General features: G+C 38.0%; 19 protein-coding genes. 5 read left to right on the top strand and 14 right to left on the bottom strand.

Annotated features, from left to right (window positions below; translation table 11 throughout):
• The first annotated feature begins 2 nt into the window (after window positions 1-2).
• Entirely contained in the window at window positions 3-380 is a 378-nt protein-coding gene (locus P1K33_RS14565) for a DUF3127 domain-containing protein (RefSeq protein WP_284653723.1), read from the top strand.
• Window positions 381-501: 121 nt separating this feature from the next.
• Window positions 502-1,143: a leucyl/phenylalanyl-tRNA--protein transferase gene (gene aat, locus P1K33_RS14560; RefSeq protein ID WP_284653722.1), complete on the top strand. Its 642-nt coding sequence runs from the start codon at window positions 502-504 to the stop codon at window positions 1,141-1,143.
• A gap of 17 nt (window positions 1,144-1,160) precedes the next feature.
• Here aat and P1K33_RS14555 read toward each other — a convergent pair whose 3' ends face one another.
• Together P1K33_RS14555 and P1K33_RS14550 are read right to left on the bottom strand one after the other, a co-directional pair.
• Window positions 1,161-1,721: a DNA-3-methyladenine glycosylase I gene (locus P1K33_RS14555; protein WP_284653721.1), complete on the bottom strand. Its 561-nt coding sequence runs from the start codon at window positions 1,719-1,721 to the stop codon at window positions 1,161-1,163.
• On the bottom strand, window positions 1,711-2,361 hold the full coding sequence (locus P1K33_RS14550) for a queuosine precursor transporter (RefSeq protein ID WP_284653720.1): 651 nt from the start codon (window positions 2,359-2,361) through the stop codon (window positions 1,711-1,713). Before P1K33_RS14550 ends, P1K33_RS14555 begins: the two co-directional genes overlap by 11 nt.
• Window positions 2,362-2,441: 80 nt before the next feature.
• Here P1K33_RS14550 and P1K33_RS14545 point away from each other — a divergent pair, with 80 nt between their 5' ends.
• On the top strand, window positions 2,442-4,559 hold the full coding sequence (locus tag P1K33_RS14545) for a M3 family metallopeptidase (RefSeq protein WP_284653719.1): 2,118 nt from the start codon (window positions 2,442-2,444) through the stop codon (window positions 4,557-4,559).
• Between the two features lie 76 nt (window positions 4,560-4,635).
• Here the strand turns inward: P1K33_RS14545 and tsf are convergent, their stop codons facing one another.
• From tsf to rplM, 4 genes are all read right to left on the bottom strand, one after another.
• Window positions 4,636-5,604 carry a translation elongation factor Ts gene (gene tsf, locus P1K33_RS14540; RefSeq protein WP_284653718.1) on the bottom strand — a complete coding sequence of 323 codons (969 nt, stop codon included), beginning with the start codon at window positions 5,602-5,604 and terminating at the stop codon, window positions 4,636-4,638.
• Window positions 5,605-5,742: 138 nt separating this feature from the next.
• A complete protein-coding gene (rpsB, locus tag P1K33_RS14535; protein ID WP_284653717.1) occupies window positions 5,743-6,564 on the bottom strand; it encodes a 30S ribosomal protein S2 in 822 nt (273 codons plus the stop codon).
• Window positions 6,565-6,740: 176 nt separating this feature from the next.
• A complete protein-coding gene (rpsI, locus tag P1K33_RS14530) occupies window positions 6,741-7,127 on the bottom strand; it encodes a 30S ribosomal protein S9 (RefSeq protein WP_176306470.1) in 387 nt (128 codons plus the stop codon).
• Window positions 7,127-7,582 carry a 50S ribosomal protein L13 gene (gene rplM / locus P1K33_RS14525; RefSeq protein WP_284653716.1) on the bottom strand — a complete coding sequence of 152 codons (456 nt, stop codon included), beginning with the start codon at window positions 7,580-7,582 and terminating at the stop codon, window positions 7,127-7,129. Before rplM ends, rpsI begins: the two co-directional genes overlap by 1 nt.
• A 271-nt stretch (window positions 7,583-7,853) precedes the next feature.
• Here rplM and P1K33_RS14520 point away from each other — a divergent pair, with 271 nt between their 5' ends.
• Together P1K33_RS14520 and P1K33_RS14515 are read left to right on the top strand one after the other, a co-directional pair.
• On the top strand, window positions 7,854-8,876 hold the full coding sequence (locus P1K33_RS14520; RefSeq protein WP_284653715.1) for a LacI family DNA-binding transcriptional regulator: 1,023 nt from the start codon (window positions 7,854-7,856) through the stop codon (window positions 8,874-8,876).
• A gap of 81 nt (window positions 8,877-8,957) precedes the next feature.
• On the top strand, window positions 8,958-11,615 hold the full coding sequence (locus tag P1K33_RS14515) for a DUF5916 domain-containing protein (RefSeq protein WP_284653804.1): 2,658 nt from the start codon (window positions 8,958-8,960) through the stop codon (window positions 11,613-11,615).
• On the opposite strand, the gene P1K33_RS14510 is transcribed toward P1K33_RS14515, so the two are convergent.
• The 8 genes from P1K33_RS14510 to P1K33_RS14475 are packed head-to-tail and all read right to left on the bottom strand — an operon-like array spanning window position 11,612 to window position 19,867.
• Window positions 11,612-12,271 (bottom strand): methyltransferase, encoded by a 660-nt coding sequence (locus P1K33_RS14510; protein WP_284653714.1) that lies wholly within the window; start codon window positions 12,269-12,271, stop codon window positions 11,612-11,614. The two genes, P1K33_RS14515 and P1K33_RS14510, sit on opposite strands and share 4 nt — an antisense overlap.
• Window positions 12,272-12,276: 5 nt before the next feature.
• On the bottom strand, window positions 12,277-13,800 hold the full coding sequence (locus tag P1K33_RS14505) for a B12-binding domain-containing radical SAM protein (RefSeq protein ID WP_284653713.1): 1,524 nt from the start codon (window positions 13,798-13,800) through the stop codon (window positions 12,277-12,279).
• Window positions 13,787-14,470 (bottom strand): FkbM family methyltransferase, encoded by a 684-nt coding sequence (locus tag P1K33_RS14500; protein ID WP_284653712.1) that lies wholly within the window; start codon window positions 14,468-14,470, stop codon window positions 13,787-13,789. The genes P1K33_RS14505 and P1K33_RS14500 overlap by 14 nt, the downstream gene beginning before the upstream one ends.
• Window positions 14,463-15,287, bottom strand: coding sequence for a class I SAM-dependent methyltransferase (locus P1K33_RS14495; RefSeq protein WP_284653711.1), 825 nt, complete (start codon window positions 15,285-15,287; stop codon window positions 14,463-14,465). Before P1K33_RS14495 ends, P1K33_RS14500 begins: the two co-directional genes overlap by 8 nt.
• Complete coding sequence (locus P1K33_RS14490) at window positions 15,277-16,452, bottom strand: polysaccharide biosynthesis protein (RefSeq protein ID WP_284653710.1); 1,176 nt, start codon at window positions 16,450-16,452, stop codon at window positions 15,277-15,279. The genes P1K33_RS14495 and P1K33_RS14490 overlap by 11 nt, the downstream gene beginning before the upstream one ends.
• A complete protein-coding gene (locus P1K33_RS14485) occupies window positions 16,442-18,010 on the bottom strand; it encodes a glycosyltransferase family 87 protein (protein WP_284653709.1) in 1,569 nt (522 codons plus the stop codon). Before P1K33_RS14485 ends, P1K33_RS14490 begins: the two co-directional genes overlap by 11 nt.
• Window positions 18,007-18,753, bottom strand: coding sequence for a glycosyltransferase family 2 protein (locus P1K33_RS14480; protein ID WP_284653708.1), 747 nt, complete (start codon window positions 18,751-18,753; stop codon window positions 18,007-18,009). Before P1K33_RS14480 ends, P1K33_RS14485 begins: the two co-directional genes overlap by 4 nt.
• The gene (locus P1K33_RS14475) at window positions 18,746-19,867 is read right to left on the bottom strand and encodes a hypothetical protein (RefSeq protein ID WP_284653707.1); all 1,122 of its coding nucleotides are present in this window, start codon (window positions 19,865-19,867) and stop codon (window positions 18,746-18,748) included. The genes P1K33_RS14480 and P1K33_RS14475 overlap by 8 nt, the downstream gene beginning before the upstream one ends.
• Window positions 19,868-19,873 lie beyond the last annotated feature (6 nt).

Here is a 19,873-nt window from a genome sequence, read left to right as displayed (position 1 = left end):
TTATGGAAGTTACCGGAAAAATTAAAGTGATTAATCCTGAGCAACAAGTGAGTGCCAGTTTTAGAAAAAGAGAATTAGTTGTGGCAACAGAAGAGCAATATCCACAGTTTATCAGCATCAATTTTGTGCAGGATAAATGTGATTTATTGAACAACTACAATGTGGGTGAAGCGGTAAAAGTTTCCATCAACTTAAGAGGAAGAGAATGGGTTAATCCACAAGGAGAAACCAAATATTTTAACGACATTCAAGGGTGGAGAGTAGAGAAATTACAACCGGAAGCTCCGGCTGCTGCAGGAATGGCACCAATGCCAGCGGCAGAAGCGTTTGAGCCAGCTACTAACTTCAACGAAGAAGAGCACGACGATTTACCGTTCTAGAAGAGAATATAGAGCATAGCATATAGAAATCATCCTGATAGATACTAGTTTAAATATCCGGGATGATTTCTTTTTTTAGGATATCTCTTTTTCTTTTTTCTATACTCTATATTTTTAAAATATGCATTTCCTAACCAAAGATTTATATTTCCCACCAGTTGACGAAGCTTCGTATGAAGGTATCCTGGCAGTTGGCGGCGATTTGTCAACAGAGCGATTGTTGTTGGCTTATCGCTCTGGGATATTTCCGTGGTTTAATGAAGATGAGCCGATTCTTTGGTGGTCACCGCCGGAACGAATGGTGGTTGTGCCACAGTTGTATAAGGTTTCGAAAAGCATCCGGAATTTGCTCAACCGTCAACAATTCGAAATCTCCTTCAATCAAAATTTTGAGGAAGTCATTCGTAATTGCCAACAAATAGAACGAAAAGACCAGGACGGCACCTGGATTACCGAAGATATTATTGAATCCTATACCAAACTACACGAAATGGGTTTTGCCCAATCGGTGGAAGTGTGGCAAAATGGTGAACTCGTTGGCGGTTTGTATGGCGTTGATTTAGGCCATGTTTTTTGTGGCGAAAGTATGTTTTCTAAAGTGCCGAATGCGAGCAAAATTGCGTTTGTGACTTTGGTACAACATTTAAAAGACAACAATTATAAGCTCTTGGATTGTCAATTGCACAACGACCATTTGGAAAAACTGGGCGCGGTTGAGATATCGAGAGAAACTTTTATAAAGGTGTTGAAATCTGCCGTCTAAAATCTGCGTTCTGCTGTCTATTTCCTCTTCCAGCAATCTTCTACATGGTCATTGACCATTCCTGTCGCCTGCATGTGCGCGTAAACTACTGTTGAACCAACAAACTTAAACCCGCGTTTTTTCAAATCCTTGCTGATTTCGTCTGAAAGTGGTGTAGTAGCCTGGACATCGCTCATTTTTTTGATGTTGTTTTCAATCGGTTTGCCACCGGTGAAATTCCAGATATATTTGGAAAAGCTCCCAAATTCTTCTTGTACTTTCATAAAGGCAATCGCATTGGCAATCGTGCCTTTGATTTTTAATCCGTTGCGGATAATGCCGGCATCCTGCATTAGTTCGGCAACTTTGTCTTCGCCATATTGAGCCACTTTTTTGTAATCAAATTGATCAAAAGCATTTCTGAAATTGTCTCTTTTTTTCAGAATGGTATACCAACTCAGTCCTGCCTGAAAGGTTTCCAATACTAAAAACTCAAACAATTTGTCATCGTCATACACCGGATTTCCCCATTCGTTATCGTGATAATCACGGTATAAATCGTCTTTTTCGCACCAGGCGCAGCGTATTTTATTTTCCATCTTTGGCAATGTATTTTTCAATTAATGAATGTCCTAAATAAATCAATGGTGTCATCCCAACGGCAATGACTAATTTTACGGTATAGCCCGTCAGTCCTGAAATGATATAGGTTTTGGTATCCATAATTCCGGGTAACCAAAAAGCAATTCCCAATACAATAAAGCTGTCAAACAGTTGGGAAATGACCGTTGAACCGGTACTTCGCAACCAAATCATTTTGTTGCCCGTCCGTTTTTTGACAAAATGAAATATCGAGACATCAATCAGCTGCGAAACCAGGAATGCCGTGATACTGCCAACGATAATCAATTGGCTTTGGCCAAATACCGCATTGAACTGATCTGTGGAAACCGAACTGATTCCGGTTGATGGGATTTTCATCGCAAAGAACAAAACAAAAAAGGTATAGGCAATCAATCCGGCGGTGATAAAAGAAAGCCTTCTAACGCCTTTTTCACCAAAATACTCATTAATTAAATCGGTGGTGATAAATACAATGGGCCAGGGTAAAATGCCAATACTCATGACAGCCGTGCCGACATCAATCAATTTTCCGCCTATGAGTTCGGCCACTACGGCATTGGTAATGAAGATACCGGCAAGTACAACATAAACAGTGTCTTTTTTGGATTGGAACATAAAATGGGTTTCTGATTTCTCAAATTTATGCAATTCTGAGTTACGATTTTTGATTACTTTTGGTAAAACACAAACCGATAATGAAAAAAATAATTTTAACCTTGCTCATGAGTGCTCCAATCTTAGTCACCAATGCCCAAACCAATCCGAATCCGTTTTTGAACAATTGGAGCGGACCATACGGTGGAGTTCCGACGTTTGCGGAATATAAATTAAAAGATTTTAAACCTGCCATTGAATCGGCTATTCAGGAAAAACTGAACGAATACGACAAAATTGCAAATAATCCAAAACCCGCAACTTTTGAAAACACCATTGAGGCAATGGAAAAAGCCGGGAAGACCTTAAGCCAGGTAAAAGCGGTATTTGATTTGTACGGATCCAATTTAAATAGCCCGGATTTTGAACCGATTGAAAGCGAAATGACGCCAAAATTTTCGGAAACCAACAACAAAATCTATCAGAATGCTAAACTTTTTGCCAGAATTGCTACGGTTTATAATTCGCCTGAGAAAAGCAAATTGACACCGGAACAACAACGATTGGTATGGTACCATTATTCTAACTTTGTCAGAGAAGGCGCGAAAGCAGATGCCAAAAGCAAGGAGAGAATTGGACAAATCAACCAGGAATTGGCCGGACTTTTTACCAAATTCAGTCAGAATCAATTGGCCGATGAAAGCAATTATTATCTGGAATTAAAGACAGAAGCTGATTTTGACGGCTTGCCAACAGAATTAAAAAATGCGGCTATGGCAGAAGCCAAAGAAAGAAAGTTGAATGTAATGGGCTGCATTGCCAACACACGTTCATCGATTGAGCCTTTCCTGACTTTTTCCAATCGAAGAGATTTGAGACAAAAAGCGTTTCAAATATTTGTTAGTCGTGGCGATAACGACAATGCCAATAATAACAATGGCGCTTTAGTAGAAATTTTAAGATTGCGCGCTGAGAAAGCCAAACTTTTAGGCTTTAAGACTTTTGCCGATTGGAGTTTATCCAATACCATGGCGCAAAAACCAGAGAAAACTTTGGCTTTGATGGAATCAGTGTGGACGCCGGCGGTTGGAAAAGTTCATGAAGATGTAGCAGAAATGCAGAAAATGGTAGATGCTGAAGGTGGCAATTTCAAAATTGCACCATGGGATTATCGTTATTATGCAGAGAAAGTAAGAAAAGCGAAATACTCGGTTGATGCCAATCAAATCAAACCTTATTTGCAGTTGGAAAAACTAAGAGAAGGTATGTTTTGGGTAGCAGGAGAGATTTTTAATTTGAGTTTTAAGCAAGTGACTAATGTCCCTGTTTTTCATTCAGATGTACGCGTTTGGGAAGTGTTCAATAAAAAGACAGGTAAAGTTGTCGGGCTTTGGTATTTTGATCCCTATGCGCGCAAAGGAAAACGTTCGGGTGCCTGGATGACGGCTTACAGAGATCAAAGCAGAGTGAATGGCGAAGTGCTGACATTGGTTTCCAATAATTGTAATTTTATCAAGGGCAATGAGAACGAACCGATCTTAATTTCGTGGGACGATGCCAGCACTTTATTTCATGAATTCGGACATGCCTTGCACGGATTGTGTTCGGATGTTACCTATCCGACTTTATCGGGAACCAATACGCCGAGAGATTATGTAGAGTTTCCATCGCAGATTCTGGAGCGTTGGTTAGGTACGCCTGAAGTGTTAAACAAATTTGCATTGCATTATCAAACCAAAGAACCAATGCCGATGTCATTGGTTGTCCGAATTGAAAAAGCAGCTACGTTTAACGAAGGTTTTTCAACCGTAGAGACGATTTCGAGCGCTTTGGTAGATATGAAATTGCATTTGCTTGAAAACCCGGATATCGACCCAAAACAATTTGAAAAACAAACTTTAGATGCGTTGCATATGCCAAGTGAGATTGTAATGCGTCACAGAATTCCACAGTTTGGACATATCTTCTCCAGCGATGATTATGCGGCAGGTTATTATGGATATTTATGGGCGGATGCCATTAGTGCAGATGCCACGGAAGCATTTACGGTTGATGGCAAAGGATTGTATGACAAAGAAGTGGCAAAACGTTTATTAGACAATGTTTTCAGCATTGGTAATACGATTGACCCGGAAGTAGCGTATAAAGTCTTTAGAGGCAAAGCGTCAACATCAGATGCTTTGATGCGCGCGAGAAATTTCCCGATTGCGAAGAAATAATAAGTAAGATTCATAAAAAACAAAAACCCCGAACCATTGGTTCGGGGTTTTTTAATAACCTTTTATTTAGGAATGATTATCCTAGAGTAACTCTTTTGAAACCTGTAATTTCAACGTTGAAACCTTTAACATAATCGCTTACTTTTTTACTGTCATCTTTGATGAAGTTTTGATCTAATAACGCTTTCTCTTGGTCTAAAGTAGTATTGTCAGAGATGAAACGTTGCACTTTTCCTGGAACGATTTTATCCCAAATTTGTTCTGGTTTGCCTTCCGCTTTTAATTCAGCTTTAGCATCTTCTTCCGCTTGTTTTAAAACTTCTGGAGTTAATTGAGAGAAAGAAATGTATTTAGGAACATTTTTCAAAGTTTTCCCTAAACGTTTTGCCTCTTCATTTTCTTTTTCGATTACAGCAATACGAGCAGCCAATTCAGAAGCAACGAAAGCAGGATCAAAATCTTTATAAGATAATGTATCAGCTCCCATAGAAGCCACTTGCATAGAGATGTCTTTAGTTAAAACGTCAGCGTTGGCAATTGGTGCAGAAATTGCAGTTAATGCAGCAATTTTGTTAACGTGAACATAAGATCCGACGAAAGCGCCTTCTAAGATTTCAAAACCACCGATTTCGATTTTTTCACCGATAACACCAGTTTGTTCGATTAATTTTTCAGCCACAGTAATTCCGTTGAAATCTGAAGCTAAAAATTCTTCTTTAGAAGAGAAGTTGATTGCTTTTTCAACTAATTCTTTAGCCAAAGTTACGAAAGCCTCATTTTTACCTACGAAATCTGTTTCACAGTTTAAAGTGATGATCGCTCCCTTAGTGTTGTCAGCATTAACAAAAGAAACAGCAGCTCCTTCAGAAGACTCACGGTCAGAACGGTTAGCAGCCACTTTTTGTCCTTTTTCTCTAAGGATTTGTATAGCTTTATCGAAATCTCCTTCCGCTTCAACTAAAGCTTTTTTACAGTCCATCATTCCGGCACCTGTAGTTTGTCTTAATTTATTTACGTCTGCAGCAGTAATTGTGATAGTTGACATAATATTTTTTAATTTAAATTAATTTTTTTGTAAAAAAAGAAATTCCAATTCTAAAATCCCAAATTCCAACTTTATTAAATCGTCAAGATTGACAATTCTTTGGAACTTGGAATTTTATTATTGGAATTTAAATTTGTTTTATTCTTCAGTTTTAGTTTCTGTAGCTTCTACTTCAGGAGCAACTTCAGCTTCAACAGCCGGAGCTTCTGCTGCAGGAGCAGCAACTACTTCTACAGTTTCTTCTGCATCAACTTCAGGAGCAGCTTCAGAAGTTCTGTTGGCTAATCCGTCTTTTACTGCATCAGTAACTAAAGATAAAATTTTATCAATTGATTTTGAAGCATCATCATTGGCTGGGATAACGTAATCTACTTCACGTGGATCAGAGTTAGTATCAACCATTGCGAAAACTGGAATGTTTAATTTTTGTGCTTCTTTGATTGCGATGTGTTCAGCTTTGATATCCACTACGAATAATGCAGCAGGAAGTCTAGACATATCAGCGATAGAACCTAAGTTCTTCTCTAATTTGGCACGAAGACGATCAACTTGTAATCTTTCTTTTTTAGACAAAGTCATGAAAGTACCATCTTTTTTCATTTTATCGATAGAAGCCATTTTTTTAACAGCTTTACGGATAGTAACGAAGTTGGTTAACATACCACCTGGCCATCTTTCAGTGATGTAAGGCATGTTACAAGCTGTTGCTTTTTCCGCAACGATATCTTTTGCTTGTTTTTTGGTAGCTACGAAAAGTATTTTTCTACCAGAAGCTGCAATTTTTTTCATGGCTTCGTTAGCCTCTTCAATTTTTGCAGCAGTTTTATATAGGTTAATGATGTGAATACCATTACGCTCCATATAAATGTAAGGAGCCATGTTTGGATCCCATTTACGAGTCATGTGTCCGAAGTGAACACCTGCTTCTAATAATTCTTTAACGTCAATTTTGTTTGCCATTGTGTAATAGTTTACGTTCCGTGTTATAGCAATTTTCAAGTAGTCACTTGCGTTTGTCTTGAAAATTTAGATGCTAAACTAATTCCCTTTTCAGAAGGAATATCGACAACTTTGTTTTAAATTCTATTTTAATTGTAAAAAGTAATCTGAAAAAATATCCTGATAAATACCGAATATTAACGTTTCGAGAATTGGAATCTCTTTCTCGCTTTTTTCTGACCGAATTTTTTACGTTCTACCATTCTTGGATCTCTTGTTAGTAATCCTTCTGGTTTAAGGATAGCTCTGTTTTCAGCTTCCACTTCACACATTGCTCTTGCAATAGCCATTCTCACAGCTTCTGCCTGACCTGTTGAACCACCACCGTATACATTTACTTTTACGTCAAAGTTGTCTGCATTGTTTGTCATAGACATTGGTTGCAACACTTTGTACTGTAAAGTAGCTGTTGGGAAGTAGTTGTTAAATTCTCTTTTGTTAACGGTAATTTTTCCAGTTCCTTCTGAAACGTAAACACGTGCAACTGCACATTTTCTTCTACCGATTTTGTGAATAACTCCCATTACTTAAGATCGTTTAGGTTAACTGTTTTAGGTTTTTGAGCCTCGTGTTTGTGCTCAGTTCCTACAACTACATTTAAATTTCTGAAAAGCTCTGCTCCTAATTTGTTTTTAGGTAACATTCCTTTCACTGCTTTTTCAACTAGCAAAGCAGGGTTTTTTGATTGCAAAACCTTTGCAGTCAAACTTCTTTGTCCTCCTGGGTAACCTGTGTGACGAATGTATGTCTTGTCGTCAAGTTTGTTACCTGTAAGGTTGATTTTCTCTGCGTTGATAACAATTACGTTATCTCCACAGTCGACGTGAGGTGTATAACTTGGTTTGTACTTGCCTCTTAAAAGCATCGCAACTTTTGAAGCAAAACGACCTAAGTTATGACCTTCAGCATCTACAATGATCCACTCTTTTCCAGAGGTGGCCTTGGTTGTAGATTGTGTCTTGTAGCTTAATGCGTCCATAATATTTTTTTAATTAAACATTCCATTCCCAATAAAGGGAGTGCAAAAGTACAATTATTTATTAATAAAGCAAATACCATTTTTCAAATTTTTTCACAAAGCACCTAATTTTGCTTAAATTCCTTTAAATGAATATACTTAACAAGTAAATCAGAATCGTTTTTTTGGTCAAAATCATAAGCGAATAGTGTTAGATTTCGATTAACTTTCACTTGGCTTTGGGATGTAAAAGAATAAATTTTACTATTTTTACGCTTTAACCGAATAAAAAATGAAATCTAAAGCCACATTAAAACAAATTGCCAAAGAGTTAGGCGTTTCAGTTTCCACCGTTTCAAAAGCCTTGAACGGAAGTCCGGAAATCAGCGAACCAACCAAACAACGTGTGCAGGAATATGCCAAACTGAAAAATTACAAGCCCAATGTGATTGGCCTGAACCTCAAAAACAGAAGAACAAAAACCATAGGCGTGATTATTCCGAACATTTTGAACTCTTTTTTTGCCAAAGTGTTTAGTGGTATCGAAAAAGTGGCTGATGAAAAAGGATATAAAGTGATTACCTGTATCTCAAATGAATCTCTGGAAAAAGAAATCAATGCGCTCGAAATGTTGAGCAACGGAACCATTGATGGCTTCATCCTTTCCATTGCCGAAGAATCCCAAAAGTTGCAAAAGTTCAGTCATTTTACTTCTATTATTAATGAAGGCACACCTATAGTAATGTTTGACCGTATTGCCGATGAGGTCAACTGTGATAAAGTAATTGTTGACGATTTAGAATCTGCAGTCAATGCGATGGAACATTTAATCAAAACCGGTTGCAAAAAAATCGCCTTGCTTTCTTCGATTGATGATTTGAGTGTAGGGAAATTAAGGGCACAAGGTTTTTACAAAGCATTGGAAAATCACGGGTTGAAAGTAGATGAAAACTTAGTGATTTTGACCAATAATAATGAAGAGTTCAATTCTAAAATAGGAGGCTTCTTTATCAAAAACAAACCCGATGGTGTTTTCGCGGTCGACGAACATGCTTCAGTTACCGCTATGAAACTCGGAATCCAAAACGGTTATAAAATCCCAAAGGATTTATCTATCATAGGATTTGCCGATGGTGTTTGGTCAAGAAGGATGACACCAAGTTTGTCAACGGTGAGCCAACACGGTCCTGAAATCGGGGAAGTTGCCGCAAAATTGCTGATCGACAAATTGGAAAGCGATGAAGAAACTTTTACGTTTACGACCACAACCATCAAAACGGAATTGCGCCAAAGAGATTCTACTAAAAGATTATAGTTAATATTATCTTAAAGTCAATTCATTGATGTAACAATTAATTAAAAGTGATGACTATTGCTTACAATCATCATCACTATTATGCAATCATCACTCAGATTTCTTATCTTATTGTCGTTGTCTTTTGTGTCTGTGCAGGCTCAGGTCTCGAGCGTTAACGAACAGGTGCAGCAAAAAAAGCAGATAGAGAAGCGGATTTATACCACTAAGTTTTTAAATGAAACTGCAGCACCTGCCATTGATGGGATACTGAATGAAGCTGCCTGGGACATTGTGGACTGGACCGGCGACTTTATCGAAAGAGAACCCGATGAAAATACACCTCCGTCAGAGCAGACAAAATTCAAAATAGTGTATGATCAAAACTATCTCTATTTTGCTTTCCGATGTTATGATAAAGACCCAAAAAAAATTGTAAAAAGACTTTCCCGTCGCGATGGTTTTGAAGGCGATTGGATAGAAGTCAACATCGACAGCTACCACGATAAAAGAACCGGATTTTCCTTTACATCATCGGTTTCCGGAGTGAAAGGGGACGAATTTATTTCTGAAAATGGAAATAATTGGGACGGAAGCTGGAATCCAATCTGGATTTTGAAAACCCATATTGATGAAGAAGGCTGGACAGCTGAGGCTAAAATTCCGCTGAGCCAATTAAAATTCGGAAATGACAAGGAACAAATCTGGGGATTGCAAGTCCAAAGAAGATTTTTCAGAGCCGAAGAGCGTTCTACATGGCAGCGCATTCCACAAGACGCGCCGGGTTGGGTCAGTGAATTTGGCGAACTTCGGGGATTGGTTAATATCCAACCTCAGAAACAATTGGAAATCCAGCCTTTTGTCGTTACCCAACTCAAAACATATCCCCAAGAACAAGGAAATCCATTTAGAAATGGACAAGAAACCAAAATTAACGGAGGCTTGGATGCCAAGGTCGGAATTACTAATGATTTAACTTTAGACTTAACGATCAATCCCGATTTTGGGCAGGTTGAAGCCGACCCGGCAGCGATTGCATTGGATGGCTTTCAGATATTTTTCCAGGAAAGAAGACCGTTTTTTGTAGAGAACAAAAACATTTTCAATTACCAATTTGCTGACGGACAAGACAACCTTTTTTATTCCAGGAGAATAGGAAGGCGCCCGCAGGGTTATCCCAACACAACTGCCGGAGAATATGTTGATATTCCTGATAACACCACAATTCTTGGTGCGGCCAAGTTTAGTGGAAAGACCAAAAATGGCTGGTCAATTGGCGTTTTGGAAACTTTAACCGATAGAGAATACGCCAAAATTGACGACAATGTTAATCGAAGAGAAGCATTGGTCGAACCGATGACGAATTATTTTGTGAGCAGAGCCCAAAAGGATTTTAACAACAGAAATAGTTATATCGGCGGAATTGTTACGGCAACCAATAGAAACCTACAGGGCGACCAACTCAATTATTTGAGAAAAGCAGCCTATTCGGCAGGATTGGATTTCATGCACAATTGGAAGAACAGAAAATATTTTGTGAGCGGAAATATTGTAGCAAGTCAGGTAACCGGAAGCAAAGAAGCGATTACCCGAACTCAGCGCGAGTTAACCCATTTGTTTCAAAGGGTTGATGCCGGTCATGTTTCTGTAGATGAAAACAGGACTTCATTAACCGGAACCGGTGGAAAACTGGAAATCGGAAAATCAAGTGTCGGGAATTGGCGTTACTTCGGTTTCTTTTCCTGGCGTTCGCCCGAATTGGAACTGAATGATATAGGCTTTTTAAGACAAGCCGATGATATAAAACAGATTGGCATACTAACACATCAAACGCTAAAACCCGTTGGTGTTTTCAGAAGAATCAATTCGCGATTTGAACAAATGACGACTTATGATTTTGATGGCAACCACAATAGAACACAATATTCCTTGAGTTCCAATGCCAATTTAAAAAACAATTGGTATGTCAATTATCAGGTTGTTTATAAACCTCGAATTTTTACCAATACGGTTTTGCAAGGCGGACCGAGATTCAGGTATTCGGAAGAAGTTATTAACTCCTTCAATTTCTCTACCGATTCCAGAAAAAAAATCCGATTTGATTCGGGCTTGTTTTTGTCACAGGGAAAAAACAATTCCTTCTCTTATACAGAGTTTAACTTCGGAATGGCTTATCGCCCGATTAACGCCTTAACGGTTTCGATGTATCCGACTTATTCGATAAGCAAAAGCAAAACACAATATGTCACGCAAACCAGTTTTGGCAGCACACCAAGATATATCATGGCCGATATTGATCAAAGAACACTAAGTGCTTCTTTCAGAATGGATTTTAATGTGAATCCAAACCTGACAATTCAATATTATGGCGAGCCATTTATTTCCAGGGGAAGATATAAGGATTTTAACAGGGTAACCAATCCGGTAGCCGATTATCATGGTGACAGAGTTGCCGTTTTTAACAATAGCCAAATTTCTTTTGATGCCGCTAATGACAATTATTTAGTCGATGAAGATACTAATGGTGTGGTAGATTACACCATTGGCAACCCTAATTTTGCCTATGTGCAATTCCGTTCCAATTTGGTATTACGCTGGGAATATATCCCGGGTTCGGAAGTATTTTTGGTTTGGTCTCAGGGAACAACCGGTTTGGGGAATCCAAAAGATGATTTGTTCAACAGTTTAGATTCACAGATATTAGGAAGAAAACCCGAAAACATTTTCCTGATCAAAGCAACCTATCGATTTTTACTTTAAGCAACGATTCTAAAGATATAATTGGTTTCGACCAGCTCTTTCTTTTCTAAAACAAGTTCAAAAGCCAGCATATTTTTTAAAGCGATGGCTTTTATTTTTTCAATCTCACAGTCTTGGGACAGAATCATAAAGCAGTTGGTTTCTGGAGACAGATAGTTGGGCAATTGACCAAACAACTTTTCAAAATACTCAAAATTCTCCCCGCAGAACCAAGCCTGTTCCTTAATGTTTTTCGGGGTTTTCGGATAGTACGGCGGATTGATGATGATATAATCGAAGGCATTATCTTCAATCTGTTCAAACAAATCAGAATGGACGATTTGAATGTTTAAATTGTTCTTTATCGCATTTTTTTCCAAATAATTTAAAGCAGTTGGATTGATATCGGAAGCAATGGCAAACGCTTTTTTTCTGGCAGCCAGAAGCGAAATGATACCGCTACCGCAACCGAGTTCCAAAAACGTTTTGTTCTCCAAATTCATTTCGTTGATAAAATCCAATAGTATTTTGGTGCTGAAAGTCATCTGTGGCGGAAAAACATCAGGATGTATTTTGACGCTGATATTGTCATAAGTATAGTTCCTCGGTTTGGAATAGTAGAACTGCAAACCAAACTTTAAAAAAGGATGTGATATTTTCTTTAAAAACAGTCTCATATCGTTTATTCGGAGTAGAAACCCTCAATTTCTGGCTGGCGGTATTTCCAAAGTTTATGTAACGCCTTAATTTCATAAGGATAATGATAGATTCCGGTTTTGTATCGCAAACCCGCAATCGTAGTCAATAGTGTTTTCTTAAACCCGCGAATCCTGAAATCGGAAACGGTTGGATAATAACCATTCAATACGGTTTCAAAATTCTTAATCGTGTCAATCATATAAGGTTTTAACCAAGGCGTTAAAGGATTTTTTCGCAAATCAAAGTTCTCCCAACTCGGTGAAATCCAGTCTTCCAGATGTTGCGGGAATGAAAATCCGGCATCGAGAATTTGTTTGTACAAGTCTGAACCTTCCGTTGGCACCGGACTGAACAGGTAAATGATAATCTCTGCATTTGGGTTGATGACTTTGATTTCCTTGATGAAATTGATGTCCCAAAGGATTTGGTCATACACTTCTTTTTCGGTTTTGGCCGGCATTCCCAGTACAAAAGACAACTCCGGAATGATATCGGCGTTTTTCATCCGCAGTACAAAATCCTTAATCATTTGTCCGGTTTGTGTTCCGCCTTTGTTCATTTGTTTTAACACGGCGTCGTTACCGGTTTCTGCACCGAGGAAAATCATTTTGCAACCGGCTTTTCGCATCAGTTTTAAATCTTCATCGCTATACATATTAATGGTATCAATTCGGCCTTCGCCCCAATAACTGATGTTGTCATTCATGATGAGTTCTGAAAATTCAAGTACGCGTTTTTTGGAGGTAAAGAAATTATTGTCGTGAAATTCAATCGCATCAATATGGTATTTGTCCTTGAAATATTTGACATCTTCATAAATTCTCGCTGCCGACATGCCTTTCCATTTGGCATTGTAAATCGGAACCACGGCGCAAAACGAACAGGAAAAAGGGCAACCCATACTTGAATGGTAAGACAAGGTTTTATTGCCCATAAAGGTTTTGGCCAAATAATTTTGTACCGGATAAAACGAATTCAAATACTCATAGGGAAACTTTGGCAACGTGTCCTGATCAAGCAAAGCTTCAACAGCCGTTTTGATGATTTCGCCTTTGTCGTCTTTATAAATCAGGTTTTTAATCAGGAAAATATCTTCTTTCTTATTTTGTTCCAAAGCGTCAAGCAATGAAGGGAAAGCCACATCGCCCGGGCCATTAATGACATAATCAACCACACCGGAATTCAGCGAAACACGGTATTGATTGGCCGCAAAATAACCACCCCAAATGGTAATGGTTTCAGGATACAATTCTTTTATTTTTTTGGCAAACGGAATCGCCTGACGCAATTGCGGTCCGGGCATCACCGTGGAACCAAAGTATTTGAATTCGCCGGTTTTCAAATAATTCTCAATGGTTTCCCATGGGTTTTTCTCCAAATTGCCATCCACAAAAACATAGTCATACTTGCCGTGGATGGATCCGCCAACCTGCAATATCGAATTTGGGATTCGATGCTTGCCGTTAGCACTTTTGGGGTTGAATAATATGATTTTAGGTAGTGGCATAACTTTTTACAAAAATATTTCCGTGCAATCTTTCAATGGGTAGTCTTTGAATAATATTTTTCATTTCCTCTCCCGTGCACCAATCTTTGAGTTGAAGTTTCAAATGTTCATTCAAAATATAATTAAAACGGGCATTATCATGGTCTAATAGGGAAATGATTTTCATCGTTTCAGTAATAAATCCGCCGGTAAATTCGAATTCTACGATCGGAATTTTACTTTTCAAATGAGATAAAATATCAAATTCGTATCCTTCCACATCGATTTTACAATAATTGGGCAAACCAAAAGTATCAATTAAGTACTCAAGTTTTTTTACGGTTACCGTTTCTTTAGCATTCCATTGGATTTCTTCACCGCTAAAGTAATTTATAAATGCTTGTGAAAGGGTTGCCACTTCGGTATGATTGGCTAAAAATAATTCTTTTTCTTCATTTTCAGCGCCAACCGCTATGGGATAATAATCAAACAAAGAATATTCTTTTTTTAGTTTTTCTAAACTCTTGCGACAAGCTGTTTGCGGTTCAAAAGCAATTACATTCGCGCCAAGTGATAAAAACAGTTTGCTTTTAACACCAATATTGGCACCAATATCAAAGCACAAATCACCTTTGCCGATGAATTGGGCATAGAACTTCTTGTTTTTATATTGGGTTAAAAGACTAAACATTTTTATAAGTGATATAAGTGTAAAACGGTGCGGCCGGATTTAATTTTGAGTACAAATTTTGCCAATATTTGTCTTTGTAGACTTCAATTTCAAAGCCTGAATTTTCCAATTGCTGAATGTCTTCAAAGTCCAAATAACCTTTGACCGGTTGGATGTACAAATCCATTCCGTAGCGGTTGTAAAACTGTTTGGCCAAAAAATCATTGGCACTAATCTTTTTTTCCGGGGTTTTTAAAAAGGCATTTCCAAGAGAAATAATCATGCCGCCCGGTTTCAACAACGGAATCAATTGCTGTATATAATCAACCGGATTATTCATATAAGCCAAATTGTGATTGAGCACAATCAAATCAAAGGACTGGGGTTTGAAATCGGTTTTGATGGTATCGACGTTGCATTGAATTGCGACAATGTTATCAACCAGTGTTTGAATGTTGCCAATGCCATCAAACGGACAAACAAAATAATCCGCGGCAATAACTGTCTTTGATTTTTCTGCCAAAAATTTAGTCAGCCAGCCATTCCAAGGCCCGATTTCGAGTGAGCAATTAAACGCCCTGTGTTTGGTCAGATTTTGGAAAATAGCCAAACTCTGTCTGCGCCATTTCCAGTCGGAAGTATTGGCAAAAGGACCAAAAGGCAATTGTTTCCAATCTTTTTCGGTTGGAATTAGGCCAATTTCTTTGCGGTGTTGCTCAAAAACGGTCAGATAATTTTGCAGATAAATCCCAAATTCAGGGACAAGATATTGCCAATGGCTTCCTTTGTCCTGAAGCCTATCCGGAAATTGTATGATATCCTTTAATTTATAATGCATAAGACGGTTTTTTATTGGCCACAAAGACCATCAAAGTGATTAAAATCTGATGGATGGCGATGATCCAAAGTGTAGTTTCCAAAGTCAATCCCATATTGTAATTGACTACCAAAAGCAATCCGACTAAAAGTACGGTTCCAATAATATTGACTGTCAAAACGTGGTGTTCTTTCTTTTTCTGATTGATTTGAAAAATCCAGGGCAAATAAATAAAACTGGCAATGCTAAACAGTAACGAAGCCAATACGATTGAAATAGTAACTTCAATATGAAAGACCAGTGGTAAAATAACCATGACCAAAACCACCGCAATAGGAACAATAGTAAACCCGATGTTTTTCAATAATTTGGAAGAATTGCTTTGTCCTTCTTTATCCAGTCGGTAAAAATTATGCACAAACGGACCGGAAACAAACATGGAAACCGATTGGATACACCACAAAAACGACATGATGATTTGGTATTTGCCTAAGTTTTCGGCATCGAGGAACTTTGAAACCACAAAAACATCTATTTTACTATGGATTAAGCCACTGATGGCAAGCATTCCAAAGAAGAAAGAATTGCGGAGTAGTAAGCCATTAAACGTGTTTTTTTGGAAGTTTTTCCGGAAGATGAAAATCAGCAAAAAGCTTTTCAAAAGCAACGGAAACCAAAATACCGCCAACAAATCATTGAGTGAAACAATCACATTTTGTTTGATAAAAAACAACCAGCCGATCTGTAAAACCAGTACCAATGTATCGAGTAGAAGTGTCAAAGAAAATCTTCGCTCTTTGATAATCAGAATGTCAAAACTTTGGTTAACAAATCGCCCGAAAACAATCAGCAAAAACGAAATGAAGTATTCCTTGTCGATTAAACCAAAAAGATAAATTCCAGTGACAGATATTACAAACAACCAAAAACGCTCCAGAAAGAGTTGGGTGAAATGGGTTGAAAAAGCATTTGGATTGGTGCTCAATTCTCTTTGCAGATAATCTTTATTTCCCCAGGCCAAAACACCATTTACGATTTGTTGAACCACCAAAATACCGACTATATTTCCCCAAACCGTGAGCGAAAACCATTTTACCACCAAGAGCGACAGCAATAGCGTGGCCAACATCGGTAAGGTTTGCCAGGCACTGTTTTGAAGGGCTATTTTGAGTTTGTTAATTTTCACTTTTTGGCAATTTTATTTTTCGCAACGTATAAAACCCGATGCCTCTGTCATAATCCGAAAGATAAATTATCGTTTTTCCATCAATGAGCATTGGCTTTAGTTTGTGGCTATTGTCAGATGTCCGTTGTCTATAGTCATTAAAAACTTGGGTTTTTCTAATTTCTAGTGGCTTTAAAAAATGATTTTGCAATGGAATGGTTGTTTTGTTTTCTCCTTTTTCATTCCAATAAAAATAGGTGAGCTGGTTGTTTTCGATTTGATAATCATAAATCAGAATCGGACTTCCTTTAGGTAAAAAAAGCTCATTTCTTTGTAATTTCTTTTGTTCAAAGAAAGTCCCGATATAAAACGCAAAAAAAACAATGACAATAGCTTTTAACCAGACAGATTTTTGAAATATGAAAATAGTAAAACCGACAAAAAAGACAATCAATAAAAACAGCCTTAGATAAGAAAAAGGGAAAGCAGCATCAATAAAAAAAGACAACTGGATATTGCTGACCAAAAATAAGATTAGGCAACAAAACATTTTTTTGACATTGGAAATCTCACTTTTTAGCAAAGCCAAAAAGGCAAATAGCAGCAAAATAAAAGTATACGTACTTCCGTAAGGCGATAATAGTATCATTGCCAGAATCCAATAGGAGAAAATAAAAAGCGAATGGGAAGTTTTTTTGGAAATAAAATAGCCAAGCGTTAAAATCCCGACTTTGAAAGCAAAAACTAAGCCCAAAAAGCAACTTTCATCTTGAAAAAAAGGATGTGGATTTTCGATATTCTCATGAACAAAGCATTGTTTCAAAAACATAAAGACCGATTGATAATTCGGGACAAATGCCGTGGCAATTTCGCCATTGGAAGCTTTTGGCAGGACTTCCTTCAGATAAAATAACCAAATCTCGATTCCGGTGAAGAATAAAGAAATCCCAAAAAGCAAAACGCCTGTAAGAGCTAAATAACACAAAGCTTTCCATTGTTTCCTAAACAGTAAAAGTGCAATAAGTAACACCGGAAAAACTTTTAATAAAATAGCCAAACTCCAAAAGAATGACATCGATTTCCAACGCTCATTTTCATAAGCCAGCCAGCCTTCGGCTAAAAGGAAGAACAGCAGAAAATAGACTTGTCCGAACAATAAATTGTTCTTAATCGGAACCAAAAACAAAACCGGAATTAATAAAGCGTAGCGCCAATCGATTTTATAGTAATTGAACAATCTGTAAATGCTGAAAATAAAAAGCACTACCGAAATACCATTGAAAATTAATTTGGCTGCAGCCAAAGAAAAGATAGAAAAAGCTAAAAAGAAAACCGCTAAAAATGGCATATTCGGGGCATAACTGGCAAAAATTCCCGGATGACCTGAATCGAAAATGGCTTTGTTGAATTCGTATGGGAAATAGATATTCGAATTGAAATGGCCTTCTGACAAAAACTTTCCGCCAAAATAATAATTGGCAAAATCGTGAATTGGAAATGCAATCGCCTTATAACCATAAAAACAGCAAAGCAAAAGCAATGGCAGAAAAGGATAATATTTTGTGATGGCACTTTTCATAGATTCTTAAAAAGTGAAAACGAGGCCAATTTGGTTCCCTGCAAAAAATAAGCAACAGAAACCCTTAAAACACCCAAACCATAAGTGAGGCTTCGTTGGAAATTAATCGAACTCGCTTCTTCAAAATACTTCGCCGGACAGGAGATTTCACCAATCCTGGCTTTCAAAAAGCAACATTGCGCAATGATTTCATTGTCAAAAACAAAATCATCTGAGTTGTTTTCAAAGTCAATTTTTTGCAATAATTGGGCATCAAAACAGCGATAACCGGTGTGGTATTCGGAGAGTTTTTGATTCATCAAAACATTTTGGACCAAAGTCAAAATCCTGTTGGAAACATATTTATACACCGGCATTCCGCCTTTTAAGGCGCCTTTGCTCAAAATGCGCGAACCCAAAACCACATCAAAGGAATCGTTGGCCACCAAAGTACACATCGCCGGAATGAGTTTGGGCGTGTATTGATAATCGGGATGCAGCATCACAATAATGTCGGCATTGAGTTCCAAAGCTTTTTTATAACACGACTTTTGATTGGCGCCATAACCTTTGTTCCGGTCATGGGTAATGATGTGTTTGATGCCTATTTCCTTGGCAATGTCAATCGTATTGTCCTGACTGAAATCATCGGTGATAATAACGTCATCAACAACGTCAAACGGAATTTCTTCAAAGGTTTTTTGAAGTGTTTTGGCCGCATTATAAGCCGGCAGAACGACGATTATTTTTTTATTGTTAATCATTCAGATGGTTGACTTCAATGGTTGATGCTTCCCTCACGTGGGTTGAAACGGTTATTCCCTGAAATGGCGCCAAAGCTTCCACGTCTTGTCGACTGTAGAGATTTCCCAAAAAAGGAAATTCGTCATATACATGCGTTGGCAAACCCGAAAGCAGATTTTCAACTTGTTCCAAAGGCATATTCCATTCGATGCTTAATCGCTCTGCTGACGGTTCCATAAAAGAAATGTAGAGCAATTCGGTTAAAGTATGCTGCTGCGTTTGCGCAAAATCAACACCGTCGGTCAGTGCCAATTTTTGCGTGCGATTGCTTTCGCGGTAGCCAATTAAGGTGCTTTGGAATTCGGCATAAGTCAGATAACCGACATAATCATTTTGTGGGTTAAACATTTGGTTGATTGTTGATTCGTGGCACCACATGCATTTGGCTGGTTTTCCGGCATTGGAATGTGTAGCGTCAGCGTTGTTTTTTCGGTTACCCATAATATCAAAAATTCCAAATCGCAACTGTCCATTGGGCAATAATTCTATGGTTTCGTATTCATAAATTTCTCCGGTTACCGGATCTACTTCTTCTGAAAGAAACAATTGGTTAAACCCGTTTTGTTCCGAAAACCGAATCACGCGATGCTCGAGAGAAACATTCGAATTATTGACATAACCTTTTTGCGGGAGCAAAGTATATTGGCTTAAAACTTCATTGAGCGTGTTTGGCGTTCCGATGATTTCATAGTAATGTTCAGAAGCGCCAAGCAATAAGGCCACATATCTGCCCAAATCAATGGCATTATTGGTTTGGTATTCGGAAGTGGTTTTGATTTTTTCAGATAATTTCAATAATTTTTGCTGGGCATCGGGAGAGAAACCCAAGTGTTTGATGTTGATTGTAATCACATTTTCCGTATTGCTAAAACCGGCATTCGAACTCGGTAAAGTCGCGCCCATATAAGACAAAGCCCATTTGAGTCCAATCAGGGATTTGTCGATATTGTCATCGGCGTAGGCTTTATGCCATTTCAAATTAAGGGTCGTTTCTCCGCCAATCAAATCGGAATAAGAGTCATTGGTACATGACAGCAAAAAAGTGACAAAAAGATATAAAATCAAATTTTTCATAGCTTG

It is taken from the genome of Flavobacterium terrisoli, assembly GCF_030167905.1.
In the GTDB taxonomy this organism is placed as follows: domain Bacteria; phylum Bacteroidota; class Bacteroidia; order Flavobacteriales; family Flavobacteriaceae; genus Flavobacterium; species Flavobacterium terrisoli.
This window is presented reverse-complemented; position numbering and strand designations above follow the sequence as displayed.